The organism is Sulfitobacter sp. SH24 (genome assembly GCF_965641895.1).
In the GTDB taxonomy this organism is placed as follows: Bacteria; Pseudomonadota; Alphaproteobacteria; order Rhodobacterales; family Rhodobacteraceae; genus Sulfitobacter; species Sulfitobacter dubius.
The window spans coordinates 1738087-1757450 of sequence record NZ_OZ282575.1; the positions used below are offsets into that span (position 1 = coordinate 1738087).

18 protein-coding genes and 1 tRNA gene are annotated in these 19364 nt (G+C 59.2%); 7 read left to right on the top strand and 12 right to left on the bottom strand.

Annotated features, from left to right (window positions below):
- Positions 1-41 precede the first annotated feature (41 nt).
- Positions 42-131: transfer RNA gene (locus ACSQ16_RS11160), tRNA-Ser, on the top strand.
- Positions 132-240: 109 nt separating this feature from the next.
- Here ACSQ16_RS11160 and ACSQ16_RS11165 read toward each other — a convergent pair.
- From ACSQ16_RS11165 to ACSQ16_RS11180, 4 genes are all read right to left on the bottom strand, one after another.
- The gene (locus tag ACSQ16_RS11165; protein ID WP_243260518.1) at positions 241-531 is read right to left on the bottom strand and encodes a hypothetical protein; all 291 of its coding nucleotides are present in this window, start codon (positions 529-531) and stop codon (positions 241-243) included.
- A 434-nt stretch (positions 532-965) separates the two neighbouring features.
- Positions 966-1562, bottom strand: a complete 597-nt coding sequence (locus ACSQ16_RS11170; protein WP_243260517.1) for a L,D-transpeptidase — start codon at positions 1560-1562, stop codon at positions 966-968.
- 119 nt (positions 1563-1681) lie between these two features.
- Complete coding sequence (locus tag ACSQ16_RS11175) at positions 1682-3319, bottom strand: FAD/NAD(P)-binding protein (RefSeq protein WP_243260516.1); 1638 nt, start codon at positions 3317-3319, stop codon at positions 1682-1684.
- Positions 3320-3447: 128 nt separating this feature from the next.
- Entirely contained in the window at positions 3448-4017 is a 570-nt protein-coding gene (locus ACSQ16_RS11180) for a YcbK family protein (protein WP_093926175.1), read from the bottom strand.
- 331 nt (positions 4018-4348) lie between these two features.
- On the opposite strand from ACSQ16_RS11180, the gene ACSQ16_RS11185 reads away from it, so the two are divergent.
- Genes ACSQ16_RS11185 through ACSQ16_RS11200 form a run of 4 tightly spaced genes read left to right on the top strand, consistent with a single transcriptional unit; the run spans position 4349 to position 8594 of the window.
- Positions 4349-5965, top strand: coding sequence for a L,D-transpeptidase family protein (locus ACSQ16_RS11185; protein WP_394805078.1), 1617 nt, complete (start codon positions 4349-4351; stop codon positions 5963-5965).
- 34 nt (positions 5966-5999) lie between these two features.
- The gene (lpxD, locus tag ACSQ16_RS11190) at positions 6000-7091 is read left to right on the top strand and encodes a UDP-3-O-(3-hydroxymyristoyl)glucosamine N-acyltransferase (protein WP_243260515.1); all 1092 of its coding nucleotides are present in this window, start codon (positions 6000-6002) and stop codon (positions 7089-7091) included.
- Between the two features lie 32 nt (positions 7092-7123).
- A complete protein-coding gene (locus ACSQ16_RS11195) occupies positions 7124-7381 on the top strand; it encodes an acyl carrier protein (RefSeq protein WP_243260514.1) in 258 nt (85 codons plus the stop codon).
- A gap of 4 nt (positions 7382-7385) precedes the next feature.
- Entirely contained in the window at positions 7386-8594 is a 1209-nt protein-coding gene (locus ACSQ16_RS11200) for a beta-ketoacyl-[acyl-carrier-protein] synthase family protein (protein ID WP_243260513.1), read from the top strand.
- 74 nt (positions 8595-8668) lie between these two features.
- On the opposite strand, the gene ACSQ16_RS11205 is transcribed toward ACSQ16_RS11200, so the two are convergent.
- Positions 8669-9334, bottom strand: coding sequence for an invasion associated locus B family protein (locus tag ACSQ16_RS11205; RefSeq protein WP_243260511.1), 666 nt, complete (start codon positions 9332-9334; stop codon positions 8669-8671).
- Between the two features lie 468 nt (positions 9335-9802).
- Between ACSQ16_RS11205 and ACSQ16_RS11210 the strand changes: the two genes are divergently transcribed.
- Positions 9803-11338 (top strand): helicase HerA-like domain-containing protein, encoded by a 1536-nt coding sequence (locus tag ACSQ16_RS11210; protein ID WP_243260510.1) that lies wholly within the window; start codon positions 9803-9805, stop codon positions 11336-11338.
- A 77-nt stretch (positions 11339-11415) separates the two neighbouring features.
- Here the strand turns inward: ACSQ16_RS11210 and ACSQ16_RS11215 are convergent, their stop codons facing one another.
- The 6 genes from ACSQ16_RS11215 to ACSQ16_RS11240 form a co-directional block, all read right to left on the bottom strand.
- Entirely contained in the window at positions 11416-12720 is a 1305-nt protein-coding gene (locus ACSQ16_RS11215) for a branched-chain amino acid ABC transporter permease (protein WP_243260509.1), read from the bottom strand.
- Positions 12717-13727 carry a branched-chain amino acid ABC transporter permease gene (locus ACSQ16_RS11220; protein ID WP_243260508.1) on the bottom strand — a complete coding sequence of 337 codons (1011 nt, stop codon included), beginning with the start codon at positions 13725-13727 and terminating at the stop codon, positions 12717-12719. The genes ACSQ16_RS11215 and ACSQ16_RS11220 overlap by 4 nt, the downstream gene beginning before the upstream one ends.
- A 2-nt stretch (positions 13728-13729) precedes the next feature.
- Complete coding sequence (locus ACSQ16_RS11225; protein ID WP_243260507.1) at positions 13730-14551, bottom strand: ABC transporter ATP-binding protein; 822 nt, start codon at positions 14549-14551, stop codon at positions 13730-13732.
- Entirely contained in the window at positions 14548-15330 is a 783-nt protein-coding gene (locus tag ACSQ16_RS11230; RefSeq protein ID WP_243260505.1) for an ABC transporter ATP-binding protein, read from the bottom strand. The genes ACSQ16_RS11225 and ACSQ16_RS11230 overlap by 4 nt, the downstream gene beginning before the upstream one ends.
- 91 nt (positions 15331-15421) lie before the next feature.
- A complete protein-coding gene (locus ACSQ16_RS11235; protein WP_243260504.1) occupies positions 15422-15583 on the bottom strand; it encodes a hypothetical protein in 162 nt (53 codons plus the stop codon).
- A 147-nt stretch (positions 15584-15730) separates the two neighbouring features.
- Positions 15731-16915 (bottom strand): ABC transporter substrate-binding protein, encoded by a 1185-nt coding sequence (locus tag ACSQ16_RS11240; protein WP_093926186.1) that lies wholly within the window; start codon positions 16913-16915, stop codon positions 15731-15733.
- A gap of 186 nt (positions 16916-17101) precedes the next feature.
- On the opposite strand from ACSQ16_RS11240, the gene ACSQ16_RS11245 reads away from it, so the two are divergent.
- On the top strand, positions 17102-18199 hold the full coding sequence (locus tag ACSQ16_RS11245) for a PQQ-dependent sugar dehydrogenase (protein ID WP_435988491.1): 1098 nt from the start codon (positions 17102-17104) through the stop codon (positions 18197-18199).
- Between the two features lie 3 nt (positions 18200-18202).
- Here the strand turns inward: ACSQ16_RS11245 and ACSQ16_RS11250 are convergent, their stop codons facing one another.
- On the bottom strand, positions 18203-19207 hold the full coding sequence (locus ACSQ16_RS11250) for a GlxA family transcriptional regulator (RefSeq protein ID WP_093926188.1): 1005 nt from the start codon (positions 19205-19207) through the stop codon (positions 18203-18205).
- Between the last annotated feature and the right edge of the window lie 157 nt (positions 19208-19364).

The window sequence follows — 19364 nt, forward strand, 5'->3', positions numbered from 1 at the left end:
CTTGCAACTCACTGTCCCCCCAAGCTAAACCGCGCATCAACGGAGCGGTGGCCGAGTGGTCGAAGGCGCACGCCTGGAAAGTGTGTAGGCGGGAGACCGTCTCCAGGGTTCGAATCCCTGTCGCTCCGCCATTTACCTTTTTAAGGTGAGATACGACGCTGCCCAGTTCGGCGAGCCGTCGAGATCATGAAAAAGCCCGGTACCTTTCGGTCCGGGCTTTTCCTGTATTACGCCAAACTATCAGCGCGAGTCGTTGCCGGGGCCGTAGCCGCCATAGGCAAAGCCTTCGCCCAGGCTGCTCTGAGGGCCGCTGGTTGAGAACGTGGCGATCGGGTGGTTGTCGTTACCAAAGGTGTCGAGCCGCAGGTCAGCGGCGCGGTTATTGGGGCGGGTGTCGCCTGCGCCTTCGGCATAGATGACATCCGCTGTCACAGAGGTATCCAGCCGCAGATCTTCGTAGCGCGTTGACTGGCCAGCAAAGCTTGCTGTGGCGATCAATGTGGCGGCGGCTGTTGCAATAAAGAGTTTCATTTTTGGGTCCTTTCAAGGTTGTGGAAAGGGGCATCGGCTTTCGCGCTCTGGGAGGAAGCGGGGAGGTCGGGAGGCCCGTTCGATACAATGATATTAAAGCGTTGCGATGGCCGGTTACAAAGCAACTCAGATCACCGGTCTGTGTCGCAGCGAGACGGGGCGCGATTGGATCGTAACAGAGCGGGGAGATATGTTAGTAGATTGATATTACTAGAATTAACCAAGATCCGCGCGCCGACAGAACTTCTCAAAATCCCGTCGAACCAGCGCGCCAACCTTTGTTACAACTCTGTCTCAGCATCGTGACCCAACTGGCCGCACACACCGCTCTTCTCGGCGTGTAAATTGTTTCAACCTGAGCCTATGATCTCGGCCGAAAAAAGCCCGCGACGGATAATCTCCATCCCGGGCTTCGGTTTTCACCTGATGCTCCGTCAGGCCAGTGGTTCGTAAAGCACCACGCGTGTATTCATCGGCACGCGGTCATAAAGCTCCGCCATTTGATCGTTTACCAAACGCGCACAGCCGTTCGAAACGCGCTTGCCTAGCGTGCTGGGGTCGTTGGTGCCGTGGATGCGCAGGAACGTATCCCCGCGTTCTTCCGTAAAGAGATACAACCCGCGCGAGCCAAGCGGGTTGTTCACGCCGCCTTCCATTCCATCGGAATACTTCGCGTATTTGTCGGGCTCGCGGTCAATCATGTCTGGGGTTGGTGTCCAGCTTGGCCATTCCTTTTTGGCCCCCACGTAAAATTCACCGGACTCGTACAGACCCGGACGGCCAATACCCACGGTATAGCGCCACGCCATATTATCAGGAAGCGTCCAGTAGAGGGCGAAACTGTCAGGATCGACGTGGATTTCATAGGGCGGCGCGCCCGCGGCAATCGGCACCATGCGCGGCATCATGTCTGGCGGCACATCATAGGTCGGCATTTTTTGGGGCGGCTGCGCAAGCGCCGGTGTCGCAAGGCCTGCGCCAAGCGCTGCGCTGCTTGCGGCCACGCTGGTAATGAAATGTCGTCTTCTCATTGTATCGTTCCCCTATTCTTCAATTTCGTGTTGAGAAACAAACCCCCTTCGGGCGGCGTCGTTCCAAGAAGAGCGAAGGATCACGAACTGTTGTAACTTTTCTGCCGCCAATCAGCGCGTCATTCCATTATCCGTTGAACGACGCCCTCGGCCCACCGATCAGCGGATTGGCCAAAGCAATCGTGAAGCGAATCCACCGCCGTTACACTCCCAAGCGCCAAGCGCCCGAGCAAGCACAGGCCGGGAACGGGGCTTCCGTTCTGGTCGCACACAGTGCCGTCAGCCCCGATCGCCGCAGCCAGATAGTCAGAAATCGGAGCGACCAAACCCTTCGCCATGAGATCGGGCAGGGGTGGCACGTTGATGCTGTGCAGATCTGGCGAAGGCAGCACCGCGTCTATGATCACAGAAACCTCACTGTCCTCGTCCTCCGCTTTCAAGGTCCAGCCCCGCGCTGTTTCGGCAATCTCTGGGTTTGCGGCAAAAGACAGGTCCACCCGGCCCGCGTCGATCAGGGCCAAGAGTTCACGGGCCGAAGACAGGGGCGGGCCGTAGGAATACCGTTTTAGCCCCTCGTCGAACGCAACCAGAACCCTGGCCGTCTCGGGTGCTACTTGCCGTGGGTTGAACCCGGAGCGCCATTCGTCCTGCCACTTACGCCAGACTTGGCCTAGCGCATAACCGATGGTTGGCACGGTTTGACCAGAGGCCAGTTCAATCCCGTGGCGGAGAGCCTCCATCGGGGTTTGACGGTCCTGAGAGCCAGGGGCCGACCATTCGGTTGCGAGCCATTTCAAAACCTCAGCTTTGGTCACATCTTGGGCCTCAAGGATTCGTGTCACCACGGGTGCCAAGGCGGCGGAGATGAGAGACGATGCTGTCTCCGGGGTAGCCGTGACCGCTGCGGAGACAGCTTGCGCAAAATCTTCGGTCTCGCTCCCCAGTGGCTCAAAAAGCGCGTCGAGTGTTTCATCTTTCGGTTTGGGAAAGGGGGGCTGGCCGTTTAACGAGAAGGGCAGAATGCAGGCAGGCTCCCGGGCCGATGCATGATACCCCACCGTGTCGAAGTGACCGCCTTGCGCAACGGTGAGGCCGCGCAAAACGTCAAAGGTCGATAGCCCCAGCCCGCGAATGGCCACCCGTTTGCCCGACCACTCTGCTGCGTGCGTATACAGCTCTGCCGCAGGATAGGCCTGCGCGAGTTCGCCCTCCGTCTGTGCGGCATGACGTTGCCACCTCGCCCATTGGTCATCCGGCTCTACCGAAGGTTGGCCGAGGGTAAGAAGCACCTCATCGTACAGCGCAGGCGCGCAGTTCTCTAAATGAAGGCGCCAGCCGCGTTCCTCTTGCGTCAGCCGCTTAACATGGGCGCGGACCAACGTGAGTTTTGCATCGGTTTTTGTGAAACCTTGCCCAAAAAGATCAACACGCCGCGCTTCCAGATAGCGGCCCATATCGGCCCGGGACGGAAATTCGTTGGGGTTGACCGGGTGCCCTTGCCAGTCAGCAAAACTGCCAACAAGCGATCCCTGCGGCGGTCGAATGGCGATGTCGCGGTAGGGTATGTTGAGCAGGCAATACTCTGGCTCGGACGGCGCGAAATTTGGTCCTGCGCCGGGGAAGGGGCTGGGCTCATAAATATCGATCTGGATGCGGTGAGTGGTTCCCTCTAACCGCTGAGAGAGTGCCTCCAACGCACCAAGTCCGCGTGGGCCGAAGCCTATTATGGCAATCCTTGCAGTCGCATCTGCACGCATATCTGTTTCCACTCTATTCCCGCGCGACCGTAAACGCAGGCCAGTGGCGGGGAAAGGCCACAGGAGCAACAAAAAAGGCACCCGAAGGCGCCCTAATTAAATCAGTCGTCTGGCAGCCGGTGCTGCGATCAGCCGCCCCAGCTCCGGACCGCGCCACAATCCATATGGGTAAAGTTGGAACCGGAGTAGCGCCCAACACCGCCACCGCTGCAGGCAATCGCGGCACGAGCAACCTGATGCACAGAACGCGATGCAAGACGCAGATCAGCGGCCTGACCTTTGAGGTGCAGCGAATTCTTGGCCACACCGCTTGAGCGGGAGCGCAGCATAGCGTTCGTTTTGGGGCTGCGGTAACCGGACAAAAGCATATAGGGCTCGTTCACGTCCAACAGGTTATGCGACGCGGCCATGATGTCCACGGTGCGCAGGTCCATGTTCATGACGTCATCTGTCCGCCAATCGCGCATGAAGTGGTTGATCTCGGCAAAAGCGTCTTTGATATAGTGACCTTCGATCCAATAGATCATGTCCAGTCGCTCACCCGTCCGGCCAGAATACATACGGATGCGTCGGATATCGCCGGCGCCACGCAAAAAACCTGCCGCGTTGGAGAAGGTGGGGGCTGCTGCAACAGTGGTTGCTGCGAATGCACCCAAGAGGGCGCGTCGGGTCATCCCCGAGGAGCTTTTGCCTGTCATGTGTCTCTGTCCCGTTGTCTGCCTAAGTTACCCAAGATGTTACATGGGCCATTCATCTCATCCCCAGATGCAACATTGTTATTGCATAGCGGGAAAATCTGACCAAGGCCTGAATCGGAAAGGTTCCCGAGCGCATCAAATTTAGGCAACTTTTTGCGCAAAGCGATTAAAATCCCCAAGGTTCTCAGGGAAAAGCGATGCGCGATACGCACATTCGGGAACCTGATTTTCCGATGAACGGAAATTTGAATGGACTTGCGCGCGTTAATATTGGCAGACCAAACTGAGATTAAAGTCGCTCGGCGGCAGCGGTATACTAACGGGGAACAACATGGCATTCAGCGCGACCTTTTCACGGCAATTGCCCAATCTAATTGCGGGGCTGGCCCTAATGATCGCGGCGCTGGTTTTGGCGGCACCCGTGGGGGCGCAGGTCACTGCATTTAAACAAGCGGTCGCCGAAGCCGCAGCCCAAGACGATGACATCGCAGCCTTTTACCGTGAGAATGATTATACCGCGATCTGGACAGGTTCGGCCGACGAACATCGCGCCCGGCGTTCCGAATTGCTGCGCGCGATCTCTCTCGCAGATAACCACGGGCTGCCCGTCACCCGCTATAACCCCGACGCCATCTTGGAAATGCTGCGCAATGCACAATCCCCGCGCGACCGTGGTTTCGCCGAGGTAGAGCTGAGCCGTGTGTTTCTGCGCTATGCCCGGGACGTGCAAACCGGCGTATTGATCCCCAAGCGCATTATCAGCCAGATCGTGCGCGAAATCCCCTATCGTGACCGCAAGACCTATCTGCAAGATCTGCCGAAAGCTTCTCCTGCCGCTTTCTTCCGCGCGCTGCCCCCCCGCAGTCTTGAGTATAACGCGTTGCTCAAAGAAAAAATTGTGATGGAAAAACTGTTGTCGCAGGGCGGTTGGGGGCCAGCCGTGCCCGCAGGAAAGCTTGAGCCGGGCGATACAGGCAACGATGTCATTGCACTGCGCAATCGTTTGATCGCGATGGGCTACCTGAAACGTTCCAATGCCGTGGGCTATGACGCCAGCCTCACCGATGCCGTCCGCCAATTCCAAGAAGCGCATGGGCTGAACACCGATGGTGTGGCCGGTGCTACGACGATGAAGCAGATCAACATCGGCGTAGAACAACGGCTCCAGTCGGTCATGGTCGCGCTGGAACGGGAGCGTTGGTTCAACACCGATCGGGGCAAACGTCACGTCCTTGTCAACATCCCTGACTTTTCGGCAAAGATCATCGACGATGGGAAAACCACGTTCCAAACCCGCTCTGTCGTCGGCGCCGCACGCGAGGACCGACCGACGCCCGAATTCTCAGACGTGATGGAGCATATGGTCGTGAACCCAAGTTGGTATGTGCCGCGCTCAATCATTGTTGGGGAATACCTGCCACAGCTCAAGCGCAACCCCTACGCAGTGGGCCATATCGAAATCACAGACAGCCGGGGCCGCAAAGTAAACCGAGGCGCGGTCAACTTTAACAGATACACCGCGCGGACCTTCCCCTTTGCCATGCGCCAGCCGCCCAGCAATACCAACGCTTTGGGTCTGGTGAAATTTATGTTCCCGAATAAGTACAACATCTACCTGCATGACACCCCAGCCAAGAGCCTGTTTGACCGCGACGTTCGCGCCTTCAGCCATGGCTGTGTCCGTTTGGCCGAACCGTTTGAATTTGCCTATGCGTTGATGGCTCCGCAGTCTGCGGATCCCGAAGGCGAGTTCCAAGCCATTCTGCGCAGTGGCCGCGAGACCCGCATCGTGCTGGATGAGCAGGTTCCCGTGCATCTGATCTACCGCACCGCTGTGACCAACGCCCGCGGCCACACCGAATACCGCGATGACGTTTATGGCCGGGATGCGCTGATCTGGAAGGCACTTGCCAAGGCGGGGGTGGCCTTGCGCGGCGTTCAGGGGTAACTCTCGGGCGCGCAACAAGTAAGGGCCGCCCGAAATGACCTATAGTGTTCAGCAAATCGCCAAGGCCGTCGGCGCCAGCGCCGAGGGCGACATCGCACTCAAGGTCCGCGGCGTTGCCGAACCGGCCAGCGCCCAACGCGGCGAGATGGCGCTGGCGATGGACCCGCGCTATGCCAGCAGCCTCTCCGATGGGGCCGCCGAAGTGGCAATGCTTTGGGAGGGGGCTGATTGGCGGGCACTGGGGCTGAAGGCCGCGATCCTGCCCAACCGTCCGCGCTATGCGCTCTCTGGCGTGACGCGGTTGCTCGACAAGGGGCAGGGGTTCAAACCGGGCATCCATCCTACAGCCGTGATCGATCCCGATGCCACTTTGGGTGATGGCGTCTCGGTCGGCCCGCTGGCGGTGATCTCTGCCGGGGCGATGATAGGGGCAGGAAGCGTGATCGGACCGCTGTGCTTTGTCGGCGTTGATGCATCACTGGGCGAGGGCTCTTTCCTTCGTGAACACGTCAGCATCGGCGCGCGCGTCACCATCGGGCCACGCTTCATTGCGCAGTCCGGCGTGCGCTTGGGCGGCGACGGTTTCTCTTTCGTGACGGCTGAGCTTTCTACCGTGGAAAGCGCGCGGCAAACCTTGGGCGATCAGGGCGACGCGGCACCGCAACCTTGGACCCGTATTCATTCGCTCGGCGCCGTGACCATCGGCGCAGATGTGGAAATGGGCATGGGCTCTACCATCGACAACGGCACCATTCGGGACACGCAGGTCGGCGACGGCACGAAAATCGACAATCTCGTGCATATCGGCCACAACGCGGTGATTGGCAAAAACTGCCTGCTCTGCGGGCAGGCAGGCGTTGGCGGCTCCACCCGCGTGGGCGACAATGTGGTTCTCGGCGGGCAGGTCGGTCTGGCCGACAATATCACCATTGGCGACCGGGTAATCGCGGGCGGCGGGACCATTGTTCTGTCTAACGTGCCCGAGGGCCGAACCATGCTGGGCTACCCCGCCACGCAGATGAGCAAGCAAACCGAAATCTACAAATCGCTGCGCCGCTTGCCCAAGCTGCTGCGTGATGTCGCGGCTTTGCAAAAGGTGGTTTCCAAAACCGACAAGGCTGACTAAACCTGCCGCGGACATTGTTGAGGGACGCAGCCATGAGCACTCAAGATCAGGTCATTACCATCCTCGCCGAACAGGCCATGATTGAACCGGAGGATGTCACGCTCGACAACACGCTGGAGGATCTGGGCATCGACAGCATGGGGGTTGTCGAATGCATCTTCGCCATAGAAGAGACATTCGACATCAACGTGCCCTTCAATGCCAACAGCCCCAGCGAAAGCGATTTCGACATCTCGACAGTACGCAGCATTGTCGCCGGGGTGGAACGGCTAAAGGCCGAACAGAGCTAAGCACATGAAGAGAGTTGTCATCACCGGCGCCGGCACGATCAACGCTCTGGGCCTGTCGGTGCCAGAGACGCTCGCCGCGATGCGCGAGGGTAAATGCGGCATCGGCCCGCTTGAGTTCCGCGATGTGGAGCGGCTGGCTATTCGCATTGGCGGGCAGGTGCGCGGGTTTGAGGCCGAAGGGCGCTACAACCGCCAGCAGATCGCGCTTTACGACCGTTTCACCCAATTCACCCTCGCCGCCGCACGCGAAGCGATTGAGCAATCGGGGCTGACCTTTACCGATGAGTTGGCCGCCCGCGCCGGGGTGGTGCTGGGCACGGCGGGCGGTGGTGTGTCTACGTGGGACGACAACTACCGCGCGGTCTATGAAGAGGGCAAAAACCGGGTGCATCCCTTCGTGGTGCCCAAACTGATGAACAACGCCGCCGCCAGCCATGTCAGCATGGAATGGAACCTACGCGGCCCGTCCTTCACCGTCTCTACCGCCTGCGCATCGTCCAATCACGCCATGGCGCAGGCCTTCGCCATGGTCCGCTCTGGCATGAGCCCGGTTATGGTGACGGGCGGATCGGAGTCGATGCTATGCTTCGGCGGCGTGAAAGCGTGGGAAGGGCTGCGCGTGATGAGCCGCGATGCTTGCAGGCCTTTCTCGGCCAACCGCAACGGGATGGTGCAGGGCGAGGGCGCGGGGGTCTTTGTCTTTGAAGACTATGACCACGCGCGGGCACGGGGGGCCGAAATCCTTTGCGAGGTTGCAGGTTTCGCCATGACTTCGGATGCCAGCGACATCGTCATGCCTTCTAAGGCCGGGGCCGCACGGGCCATGCAGGGGGCGCTGGCCGATGCGGGGATCAATCGCGAAGAGGTCGGCTATATCAACGCTCATGGCACCGGGACGGCGGCGAACGACAAGACCGAATGTGCGGCGGTCGCGGATGTGTTTGGCACTCACGCGGATCAGTTAATGATCTCATCGACCAAATCGATGCACGGCCATGTGATCGGCGGCACCGGTGCGGTTGAGCTTTTGGCCTGCATCATGGCGCTGCGGGACGGGGTGATCGCGCCCACCATCGGCTATGAAGAACCCGATCCGGAGTGCGCCCTCGACGTGGTGCCGAATGAGGCACGGGATGCGCGGGTCGATGTGGCGCTGAGCAATGCCTTTGCCTTTGGTGGGATGAACGCCGTTCTGGCCCTGCGCCGCACCTGATCCATCCTAACGCCGGACGAAAAATGCCGCCCCCGTCAGGGAGCGGCATCAAAATTCGTAAGTTTAAGCAGGTCTTACTGCTCGATCACCGACACTTCGTCGTAGCCAGCGGTGAAACCGTCGAGCGAGAGTGTCAACTTGACCTCTTGATCGGGGGCCAATGCGGGCACGATGGTCAAGACCGCTTCTTTGCCGCGCTTGAAGGCGCCGATATCGGCATCTGTCAGACCCATCCGCACATAGCAGCCCACCGGGTTGCAGAAAGCATAGGGATAGCGGCGGGCTTTGCCACCGTCGACCGACAGGGTCAGCTGTGCGGGCAGGGCGGTCTCAAGCGGGACAACAACCGTGGCACCGGCTTTGGCTTGACCACCATCGGGCAGACGGAAAAGCGAGACTTCGGCAACTGGCGCGCCTTCACCATCGGCAAGCAGTTGGTACATCTGACAAGGGTCGACCTCTTCTTCGGTCTTGATGCAGCGCATCTCCCAGGAGCCAATCTCTTTCTTGGTGTAGGGCTTGCCCAATTCGGGGTCTTTGTCCGCGTCTTCACCAAGGCTCAGCTGCTCTTCGATCTGAGAGGCATTGCCGCTGGTGCCGGCCTGCGGTGCCTGCTCTTCGCTCGGTGCGCTGTTTTCTTCCGCGGCCGTGTCCGGCGTTGCGGTCTGGGCGAAAGCGGTCATTGGGGCCGTCAGTGCAAGCGCTGCACATAGCGGCAGGGCGGTCATAAACTTGCTCATGTCATATCCACATTAGTTGCGTTACCGCCCCTTACCATGCCGCCCCGCGATTGTCAGTGGTCATAGCCGCATTTCAATCATGGATCGGGCAATTTCATGCCGACCCAATGTCCCGCGAATTTTCCGCAATGTCAGAGACTTAGCCGCTGTAAACGCAAAAGGGGACGCAACGCGCCCCCTTCCGTGTACTTTCTCCCCGTCGGACTGGGCCGACTTATTAATGCCACGTTAGGCAAGCGCGTGATGCCGGTCAACAGTAAAAATGCGACAATCTGTCATGGAGGAAGCAACAGCCTATGGTAGAAAAAGGGCCGCACCCGAGGGCGCGGCCAAGTCTAACAGGGAGGAAGTACACCCACCCGAAAGAAGGACATGCGGGCGGGGTGCCTTCACTATGGCGCGCAAAGGTTAAGTTTGTATGCTCTAGTGGAACGGACGAATGGCTAAAATTGACAGAAAGGCCCCAGCGTGAGCAGTGACATCTTTATCGGCGGCGGCGGTCCCGACTATGCGACCAAGCAATTTCTCGACCTCGGCTATGCAAACCGCCACGGACTGATTGCCGGGGCCACCGGGACGGGCAAGACGGTAACGCTGCAAATCCTTGCTGAAGGGTTCGCGAATGCAGGCGTGCCGGTGTTCCTATCGGATGTGAAAGGTGACCTCTCGGGCCTTGCCATGGCGGGCAGTGACGCTGCGAAACTGCACGTACCCTTCACCGAACGCGCCGCCAAGATCGGCTTTGACGATTATATCTACCAGTCGTTTCCAGTGACCTTTTGGGATCTCTTCGGAGAGCAGGGCCACCCAGTCCGCACCACCGTTTCCGAGATGGGACCGCTGCTGATCGCGCAGCTTCTAAGCCTCAGCGAGGCGCAGGAGGGTATTTTGAACATCGCCTTCCGCGTCGCAGATGAAGAGGGCATGCCGCTTTTGGACCTCAAAGACCTGCAAGCGCTGCTGGTGTGGGTTGGGGAGAATGCGAAAGACTTGGCGCTGCGCTATGGCAATGTCTCAACCGCTTCGGTCGGCACGATCCAGCGACGCTTGCTGGTCTTGGAAAATCAAGGCGGCGCACAGTTGTTCGGCGAACCGGCATTGGCGCTGTCTGATTTGATGCGCTGCGATGCGGATGGGCGCGGACGGATCAACATCCTAGCCGCAGACAAGCTCATGGCCTCGCCGAAGCTCTACGCGACGTTCCTGCTATGGCTGATGTCCGAACTTTTTGAGGAACTGCCCGAATTGGGCGACCCCGACAAACCCAAGCTGGTATTCTTCTTTGACGAGGCCCATCTGCTGTTTGATGATGCGCCCAAGGCGTTGGTGGATAAGGTGGAACAGGTGGCGCGGCTGATCCGCTCCAAGGGGGTCGGCGTCTACTTCGTGACCCAGAACCCCGCAGACGTGCCTGATGATATTCTGGGCCAGCTTGGCAACCGTATCCAACACGCGCTGCGCGCCTTTACCGCACGGGACCGCAAGGAGCTTCGCCAAGCCGCCGAGACCTACCGCGAGAACCCGCGTTTCGACACCGAAGAGGCGATCCGCGAGGTTGGCGTGGGCGAAGCGATAACCTCGATGCTGCAACGCAAAGGCGTGCCCGGTGTGGTCGAACAAACGCTGATCCGCCCGCCGTCATCGCAACTTGGCCCTATTTCTGTGGGTCAGCGTGCGGCGGTCATGGCGGGCTCTGATCTTGCCGGGAAATACGAAACTTTGAAAGACCGCGAGTCGGCCTATGAGATGCTCAAAACCCGTGCCGAGGCGGCCGCCAAGGAAGCGGAAAAGATTGAGGCCGCCGCAGAAGCCGAGGACGAAGCTGCGCGGGAATTCCAGAAGGCTCGGCGCTATGGCGGCGCGCGTAGCAGCAGCAGGTCGGCTCGAAAATCATCGGATGGTTTCGGGGATGCCATCGCCAGCGCCGTAATCAAGGAGTTAAAAGGCACCACAGGCCGCCGGATTGTGCGCGGCATTTTGGGCGGGCTGTTCAAAGGTCGCTAAGGCAAGGGAAGACAAAATAAAAGGGGCGCGGTATTGCGACCGCGCCCCTTTTTTGTGGCTTGGAAAAACCACCGCGTTTACCGCTCGGGGATCAACCCACGCGGGCTGAAGCGCAGCACCAACAGCAGCACAATTCCCATCGTCAGTAGACGCATATGAGCAGCACTCTCAATCAGATGGGCCTTTAGAGCAGAACCTTCGGACATGCCAGCCGTGATGAGGTTCATCAGCCAAAGGCCCATCGGTTCAACCTGCACCCAAAGGAACCAAATCAGGAATCCGCCCAAAATCGCGCCGAAGTTGTTGCCCGACCCGCCGACGATCACCATGACCCAGATCAGGAAGGTAAAGCGCAGCGGCTGGTAGGTGCCGGGCGTGAGCTGGCTGTCCATCGTTGTCATCATCGCACCAGCAATACCGCAGATGGCAGAGCCAAGGATGAAGACCTGCAAATGCCGCGCGGTGACATCTTTGCCCATCGCTTCGGCGGCGACTTCGTTATCACGGATCGCGCGGAGCATGCGCCCCCAAGGCGAATGGAGCGCACGTTGGCTCATCCACAGGAGAATTAGCAAAACCACGGCAAAAAGAGCGATATAGAGCAGTTTCACCCAAAGCGTCGACGCCTCTACCGGGTCGAACCCGAAACCGGCAGCGCGCTCGACAAACGAGGCGCTGTTTTGGAGGTCGATCTCATAGGGCACCGGGCGCGGCAGGCCAATGACGTTCTTGACGCCCCGGCTCATCCAATCTTCATTTTTCAGTACCGCGATGATGATCTCGGCAATGCCCAATGTGGCAATCGCCAGATAATCCGAGCGCAAGCCCAGAGCTGTCTTGCCGATAAGCCATGCGGCGCCAGCGGCAAAGAGACCACCCACGGGCCAAGAAATCAGGACCGGCAGTCCCAAACCACCGAGGTAGCCGCTTTGCGCAGGGTTGATTGCCTCGACTGCTTCGACCGCGGGGTCAAGCAGTGCCCGGAAAACGAAAAAACCGACAACAAGCACCGCGATAACCGCGAGGGTACGGGCGATACCCGGTGCCATACGCTTCATCAGCATGACCGCAGCAACGACCGTGCCCGCTCCTAACAAAAGCGCACCGATTATAGCAAAGCCGCCCGTGGTCCATGCGCCCTCGGTCGGGGGCATTGAAACCAGCACCGCCGCCAGACCGCCGAGCGCCACAAAGCCCATGATGCCGACGTTAAAGAGCCCCGCGAAGCCCCATTGGAGGTTCACCCCAAGCGCCATGATCGACGAGATCAGACCCATAGCGACGATCAAGAGCGCCGAGTTCCAGCTTTGTGCAAAGCCCGTGTAGATGATCATCAGAGCGATGATCGCGAAAAGGATGGTGTTTTTCACAGTCTGGGTCATACCGATTTCCCCTTGAACAGGCCGGTGGGCTTGATCAGCAGAACGATCAGAAGAATGACGAAGCTGACCGCAAATTTATAATCCGTGCTCATAAGCTGGACCAAGCCGTCAGGCTCCAGCCCTTCGGGCATGACGTAGCCCAGCACCTTTTTCCACGCGTAGGTGATCGTCACCTCGCTAAAGGCGATGACGAATCCACCCGCAATGGCCCCCACCGGGCTGCCAAGGCCGCCCACGATCGCCGCAGCAAAGATCGGCAGCAAAAGCTGGAAGTACGTGAATGGTTTGAAAGACTTATCTAGCCCGTAAAGCGTGCCTGCGATGGTCGCGAGCGCGGCGACGATCATCCAAGTGATCATCACCACACGCTCAGGATTGATACCCGACAGCAGCGCCAGATCTTCGTTGTCCGAATAGGCACGCATGGATTTGCCCGCGCGGGTCTTGTTGAGGAACCAAAACAGCAACGCGACAACGATGATCGCGGTGACGATGGTGATGCCTTGGGTGGTTTTGAAGGCCAGACCTTCTTTCAAACCCGTCAGCGCCTTAAAGTCCCGCGCCGACATGATGAACCGCTCCCCATCAAGGAAGTTCTGATCGTCCGCGCCAATAATGAACCGCGTGATGCCGTTATAGATAAACGTCACCCCGAGGGAGACGATCACCAAAATCACCGGCTTGGCCTTTTGCTCGCGGTAGAATTTATAGACGACCCTATCGGTCCCCAACAGTAGCAGAATGGCAAAGCCGATGCCGAAGGGCAGGGCGAGCAGTGCTGTGGGCAAGAAGCCAAGGCTCAGCCCCATTGACTGGAACAGCCATGTGACAAGGATCGTCGCCATCGTCCCCATGGCCATGGTGTCGCCATGTGCGAAGTTTGAGAAACGCAGGATGCCGTAGACCAAAGTCACGCCAAGCGCGCCGAGTGCGAGCTGCGAGCCATAAGCAATGCCCGGAATGAGGACATAGTTCGAAAGTGCAATAAATGCGTTGAGCAGATCCATGTTCAGCCCCCCAGAAACGATTTGCGGACTTCAGGATCGGCCAGAAGCTCTTTGCCGGTGCCGGTAAAGGCGTTTGCCCCCTGCACAAGCACATAGCCTTTGTCCGCGATCTCAAGCGCCTGACGGGCGTTTTGTTCGACCATCAGGATCGGGATGCCGGTGCGGGCAACCTCGATAATCCGGTCGAACAATTCGTCCATGACGATCGGGCTCACGCCCGCGGTCGGCTCGTCGAGCATCAGGACTTTAGGCTGGGTCATCAGCGCCCGGCCCACGGCGACCTGCTGACGTTGACCGCCCGACAACTCGCCCGCCGCCTGATTGCGCTTTTCCTTGAGGATCGGAAACAGGTCATAGACCTGCGCCATCGTATCGCGGAAATCATCGCGGCGGATGAAGGCGCCCATCTCAAGGTTCTCTTCGACCGTCATGGAGGTGAAGATGTTGCTGGTCTGGGGCACAAAGCCCATGCCCTTGGCCACCCGGTCTTGCGGGCTGAGGCCGGTGATATCCTCACCATCTAGCCGGACATGGCCCTTGCGCATGTCGAGCATGCCAAAGACCGCCTTCATGCCCGTGGATTTGCCTGCGCCGTTGGGGCCGACGATCACGGCGATCTCGCCGCGGTCCACCGCGATGGTGCAGTCGTGCAAAATGTCGGGGCCATTGCCATAGCCCGCAGTCATGCTGTCGCCGATCAGAAAGGGGCCGCCGGGGGCGGGGTGGGTTTTGCCGCTGGCCTTGGGCATGATGCTGCCTTGGCCCTTTGCGTTGCCGACCGACCAGTCTTTGTTGCCGCGGTCGCCGTAGGGTTCATTGCTCATGCGCCTACCTTGTCCTTGTTCTTCAGGCCGGTGCCGAGATAGGCCTCGATCACCTGCTCGTTCGCCTTGATCTCATCGAGCGTGCCTTCGGCCAGCACGTGGCCCTCGGCCATGCAGATCACCGGGTCGCAAAGGCGGCCGATGAAATCCATGTCATGCTCGATGACGACGAATGTGTAATTGCGTTCTTTGTTCAGCCGGATGATCGCGTCACCGATGGTATTGAGCAGCGTGCGGTTCACGCCCGCGCCGACCTCATCAAGAAAGACGATCTTAGCATCCACCATCATGGTGCGGCCCAGTTCCAGCAGCTTTTTCTGACCGCCCGAAATCTGACCGGCCTTTTGCTCGGCCAGATGTTCGATGGTGAGGAATTCCAGCACCTCATCGGCCTTGGCCTTGAGCGCGCGTTCCTCATTGGCGATGCGCTTGGTGCCGAACCATGTGTTCCACAGCGTCTCACCCGATTGATCGCCGGGGACCATCATCAGGTTCTCGCGGCAGGACATCGATGAAAACTCATGCGCGATCTGGAAGGTGCGCAGCAACCCCTTGTGAAACAGCTCATGCGGCGGCAGGCCGGTGATGTCTTCACCGTCCATGGTCACCCGGCCCGACGTGGGCTGAAGCACGCCAGCAATGACGTTGAACAGCGTGGTCTTACCCGCGCCATTGGGGCCGATCAAACCGGTGATCGATCCCTTCTCAATAGACAGGCTGGCCCCGTCCACGGCGTGAAAGCCGCCGAAATGTTTGTGTAAGTCGTCTACGACGATCATATGTCCATCCCCGTGTCCGCCACCTTTGTGGCTGGTTTTTATTGGTCGTAACGCGGCTGGCCGCCCCAAAAAGACGGGCCACCTTACTTGTTTACAGTCTGCTGCGATTCTTGAAAGGGACCGGTGCGGCCATTTTACGAAGAAAGCGGCCCTGTGCCTCAATAAAGGCAGCTTGTGCGCCGCTGCCGAATTTAGCCTCGGCATCTCCCATGCGCGAAGCCCTGACCGGCACGGCCATCAAATGCTTATTCATCCTGTCCTCCCAGTCGGAACATGTTTCCCACGTTCTCGCTATTGGATTTGTAGAGGCTGCCTTCGCGGAAGAAAAGGCGATTTACTATGCAAAAGGCCCGATCGCGATGCGACCGGGCCCCTTTGGACGTTTCAAACAAGAGGTAAATCAGCGGTAGCCAATTGTAACCATCTTGCCGTCTTTCATCTCGATCTCGCGGTAGCTGCCCGCGCTTTCGCCCGGTCCGATCAGCTCAACAGCAGAGGCACCGACATAGTCGACATCACCGCCGTCTTTGATGATCTGCAAAGCTTTGCCAAGCTCACCCGGCAGAATTTTCTCACCTGGTGCGTTGGCGACTTCCATCACCTTTTCTTTGTAGGCAGCAGGATCGTTGGAGCCCGCGGCCTGCATCGCCAGCAGCATCAAAGCCGCAGCGTCATAGGATTCAGGAGAGAAGGCGTTTGTTGGCTCGAAACCGGCCTCTTCGCCCATCTTTTTGTAGTTGTCCGGGCCTTCGCCAGCGGCACTTGGGTTCTGGCCAAAGGAGCCATCCGCGCTTTCGGCGAATTTCTCTTCCAGCGTGTCGGAAACCATGCCGTCGGGGAACATGAATGTGTCGAACGCGCCTGCGTCAAGCGCACCGTTCACGATACCCGCGCCGCCTTGGTCGACGTAGCCCGCAACGATCAGCACTTCACCACCGGCAGAGGCCAGCGCGCCGACTTCGGCGGAATAATCCGCTTTGCCGTCTTCATGCGAGGTGTTGATTGTGACCGTACCGCCGGATTCTTTGAAAGCGGATTCAAAGCTGTCGGCCAAACCTTTACCATAGTCGTTGTTGGTATAGGTCACGGCGACTTCGGTGATGCCACGGTCGTTCAGGATGTCGGCCATGACTTGACCCTGACGGGCGTCAGATGGCGAGGTGCGGAAGAACAGGCCGTTGTCTTCGACAGTCGACAGGGCCGGAGATGTCGCGGAAGGCGAGATCATCACGATGCCGTTCGGAATGGCAACGTTTTGCAGCGAAGCGGTGGTCTCGCCCGAGCACATGCCGCCAACGATGCCGCTGACGCGGTCAGAGGTGATCAGACGCTCTGCGGATGCCACGGCAAGGCCCGCGTCGATGCAGCCGGTGTCGCCACGCTCGGACGATACGGTCGCGCCATCGAGGAACATGCCGCTCTCGTTGACTTCGGCAATCGCCAGTTCAGCACCGGCTGCCATGTCATTGGCCAGCGATTCCAGCGGGCCGGTGAAGCCCAGCAGAATGCCGATTTTTGTGTCTTCTGCCTGCGCGCCTGTGGCGAGCAAAGCAACAGCCGTTGTGGCCATCAATATTTTTTTCATTTGGTACTCTCCCTTAGTTGAACTCTCGTTCTGATCGAACGTTAGGTCGTGATTTCGAAAAAGAAAAGGCGATTTATCAAGTGGTCTGCGCGGGCGGCTTTTCGCGTGTGCCGAGTGGAATGCTGGAAATGGGCCGCTTGCTGGCTATGTCTTGATCCAAGCCCCCATGCCCAAAGGAGCCTGCCCATGACATCCGCCAAACAATTCGCGACCGCCACTTTCATCGGCCTTAGCAGCCTCTGCGCCGCAGGCGCGGTGAGCGCCCAGAGCAGCCTGACGATCACCCCTATGGCCGAAGGTCTAGAGGCGCCTTGGGGCATCGCCCCCATGCCCGGCGGCGGGCTGTTGGTCACCGAGAAAGCCGGGCGGCTGATCTACCAAAAAGACGGCGCACGGCATGAGGTATCGGGCCTGCCCGAGGTGGCCGTGGTCGGGCAGGGCGGTCTGTTGGATATCACCCTGGCCGAGGATTTCGCGCAGAGCCGCCTGTTGTTCTTGACCTATGCCAAACCCCAAGAAGGCGGCGGCGCGGGCACCGCTTTGGCCAGCGCGCGCCTGTCGGAAGATGCCCGCAGTCTGGAGACCCTGACCGAGCTTTTTGCCATGAAACCCGGCAGCAACGGCGGGCAGCATTTCGGCTCGCGCGTGGTTGAGGCACCGGATGGCACGCTTCTGGTGACCATTGGCGAACGCGGCGACCGACCCGCCGCACAAGACCGCAGCACCCATAACGGCAGCATCATCCGGGTAAACCGCGACGGCTCGATCCCCGACGACAACCCATTTCTGGACATGCCCGATGTGCTGCCCGAAATCTGGTCCTACGGCCACCGCAACCCGCAAGGCGCGGGGCTTGATCTGGAAGGGCGGCTTTGGGTGTCTGAACACGGGGCCAAGGGCGGTGACGAAGTGAACCGCATCACCAAAGGCGCGAACTATGGCTGGCCGGTGATTTCCTACGGGGAGCATTACTCAGGCGCGAAGATCGGTGAAGGGTCTGAAAAAGAGGGCATGGAGCAGCCCGAATTCTACTGGGATCCCTCCATCGCGCCCGCGGGTCTTATGGTCTACTACGGCGCGCAATTCCCAGAATGGAAAGGTGATATCTTCGTAGGCTCGCTCAAGTTCGACTATATCGCCCGGCTGAGTGGTGACCCGCTGGAAGAGGTGCAGCAGATCAAAACCGAGGAAACCGCCCGCGTGCGCGACGTGGTTGAAGGCCCAGAGGGGGGCATCTGGTTCATCTCTGAAACCAAAGGCACCGTTTACCGGATCACGCCCTAGGCTTTACGCCGGCTGCCGCGACGATTGGCTGCCCCGTTCCCGGTAAGGGGTGGTCTGGTAATGCGCACGGTAGCATTTGGAAAAATGTGAGGGCGAGGCGAAACCACAGGCCAGCGCCACATTGATCACGCTCATATCCGTCTGCATCAACAAGTTGCGGGCCTTTTGCAGCCGCAGTTCCATGTAATATCGTTTCGGACTGCGGTTGAGATAGCGCCGGAACAACCGCTCTAACTGGCGGGTCGACATGCCCACGTCACGCGCAAGGATCGACGGGCTGATCGGCTCTTCGATGTTACGCTCCATCTGTTGAATGACTTGGCTGAGTTTGGGATGGCGCACACCGATTCGGGTGGGCACCGACAGGCGCTGCGTGTCTTGGTCGGTGCGGATCGAGGAATAAATCAGTTGATCCGCCACGGCGTTGGCTGTTTCTTCGCCGTGATCATCGGCGATGAGTTTCAGCATCAAGTCCAGCGAAGAGGTGCCGCCCGCTGTGGTCAGCCGGTTGCCGTCCACCACAAAGACCGATTTCGTCAGCACAACCTCTTCGAACTCCTCGCCAAAGCTGTCTTGGTTTTCCCAGTGGATCGTGGCGCGCTTGCCGTCCAGCAGCCCGGCCTTGGCCAGCGTATGCGCCGCCGTACATAGCCCGCCAACAACCAGCCCTTTGCGGGCCTCACGGCGCAACCACGCTAACAGCTTCTTCGTGGTCGCCGCCTGCACATCGAGGCCACCACAAATAACAATCGTGTCGTCGCGGCCTAATTCCTCTAGCCCGCCATCGAGCGCAAAGACCGCACCAGAAGAACTCACGCATGTTTCACCCGTCTCGCCCACAACCTGCCATTCATAGGCCTTTTGGTCGAGCATACGGTTCGCGATGCGCAGACATTCCACAGCCGAGGCGAAGCTCAGCAACGTAAAATTCTCCAAAAGCACAAAGACGAAACGCCGCGGCTTGTCGGTTTGGGGGGGCATGCGGGTGGCCGGGCGCGATTGGGACATCTCGGCGTCTTTCTACTCAGGTCGTCTCGGGCGGTATGTGCCATGGCCGCCAGAACTTGCCGAAAACATTGCCCACGGCCCTGTCGCAACGTCAATAGGGCGCATTTCGGTTCTGGTCACTTTCCCCGCACCTTTGTATAGAGAAAGATCACGAAGC

Coding starts and splice junctions, on each gene's coding strand:
- ACSQ16_RS11165 (WP_243260518.1), bottom strand. CDS start 531: ATGAAACTCTTTATTGCAACAGCCGCCGCCACATTGATCGCCACAGCA.
- ACSQ16_RS11170 (WP_243260517.1), bottom strand. CDS start 1,562: ATGAGAAGACGACATTTCATTACCAGCGTGGCCGCAAGCAGCGCAGCG.
- ACSQ16_RS11175 (WP_243260516.1), bottom strand. CDS start 3,319: ATGCGTGCAGATGCGACTGCAAGGATTGCCATAATAGGCTTCGGCCCA.
- ACSQ16_RS11180 (WP_093926175.1), bottom strand. CDS start 4,017: ATGACAGGCAAAAGCTCCTCGGGGATGACCCGACGCGCCCTCTTGGGT.
- ACSQ16_RS11185 (WP_394805078.1), top strand. CDS start 4,349: ATGGCATTCAGCGCGACCTTTTCACGGCAATTGCCCAATCTAATTGCG.
- lpxD (WP_243260515.1), top strand. CDS start 6,000: ATGACCTATAGTGTTCAGCAAATCGCCAAGGCCGTCGGCGCCAGCGCC.
- ACSQ16_RS11195 (WP_243260514.1), top strand. CDS start 7,124: ATGAGCACTCAAGATCAGGTCATTACCATCCTCGCCGAACAGGCCATG.
- ACSQ16_RS11200 (WP_243260513.1), top strand. CDS start 7,386: ATGAAGAGAGTTGTCATCACCGGCGCCGGCACGATCAACGCTCTGGGC.
- ACSQ16_RS11205 (WP_243260511.1), bottom strand. CDS start 9,334: ATGAGCAAGTTTATGACCGCCCTGCCGCTATGTGCAGCGCTTGCACTG.
- ACSQ16_RS11215 (WP_243260509.1), bottom strand. CDS start 12,720: ATGACCCAGACTGTGAAAAACACCATCCTTTTCGCGATCATCGCTCTG.
- ACSQ16_RS11220 (WP_243260508.1), bottom strand. CDS start 13,727: ATGGATCTGCTCAACGCATTTATTGCACTTTCGAACTATGTCCTCATT.
- ACSQ16_RS11225 (WP_243260507.1), bottom strand. CDS start 14,551: ATGAGCAATGAACCCTACGGCGACCGCGGCAACAAAGACTGGTCGGTC.
- ACSQ16_RS11230 (WP_243260505.1), bottom strand. CDS start 15,330: ATGATCGTCGTAGACGACTTACACAAACATTTCGGCGGCTTTCACGCC.
- ACSQ16_RS11235 (WP_243260504.1), bottom strand. CDS start 15,583: ATGAATAAGCATTTGATGGCCGTGCCGGTCAGGGCTTCGCGCATGGGA.
- ACSQ16_RS11240 (WP_093926186.1), bottom strand. CDS start 16,915: ATGAAAAAAATATTGATGGCCACAACGGCTGTTGCTTTGCTCGCCACA.
- ACSQ16_RS11245 (WP_435988491.1), top strand. CDS start 17,102: ATGACATCCGCCAAACAATTCGCGACCGCCACTTTCATCGGCCTTAGC.
- ACSQ16_RS11250 (WP_093926188.1), bottom strand. CDS start 19,207: ATGTCCCAATCGCGCCCGGCCACCCGCATGCCCCCCCAAACCGACAAG.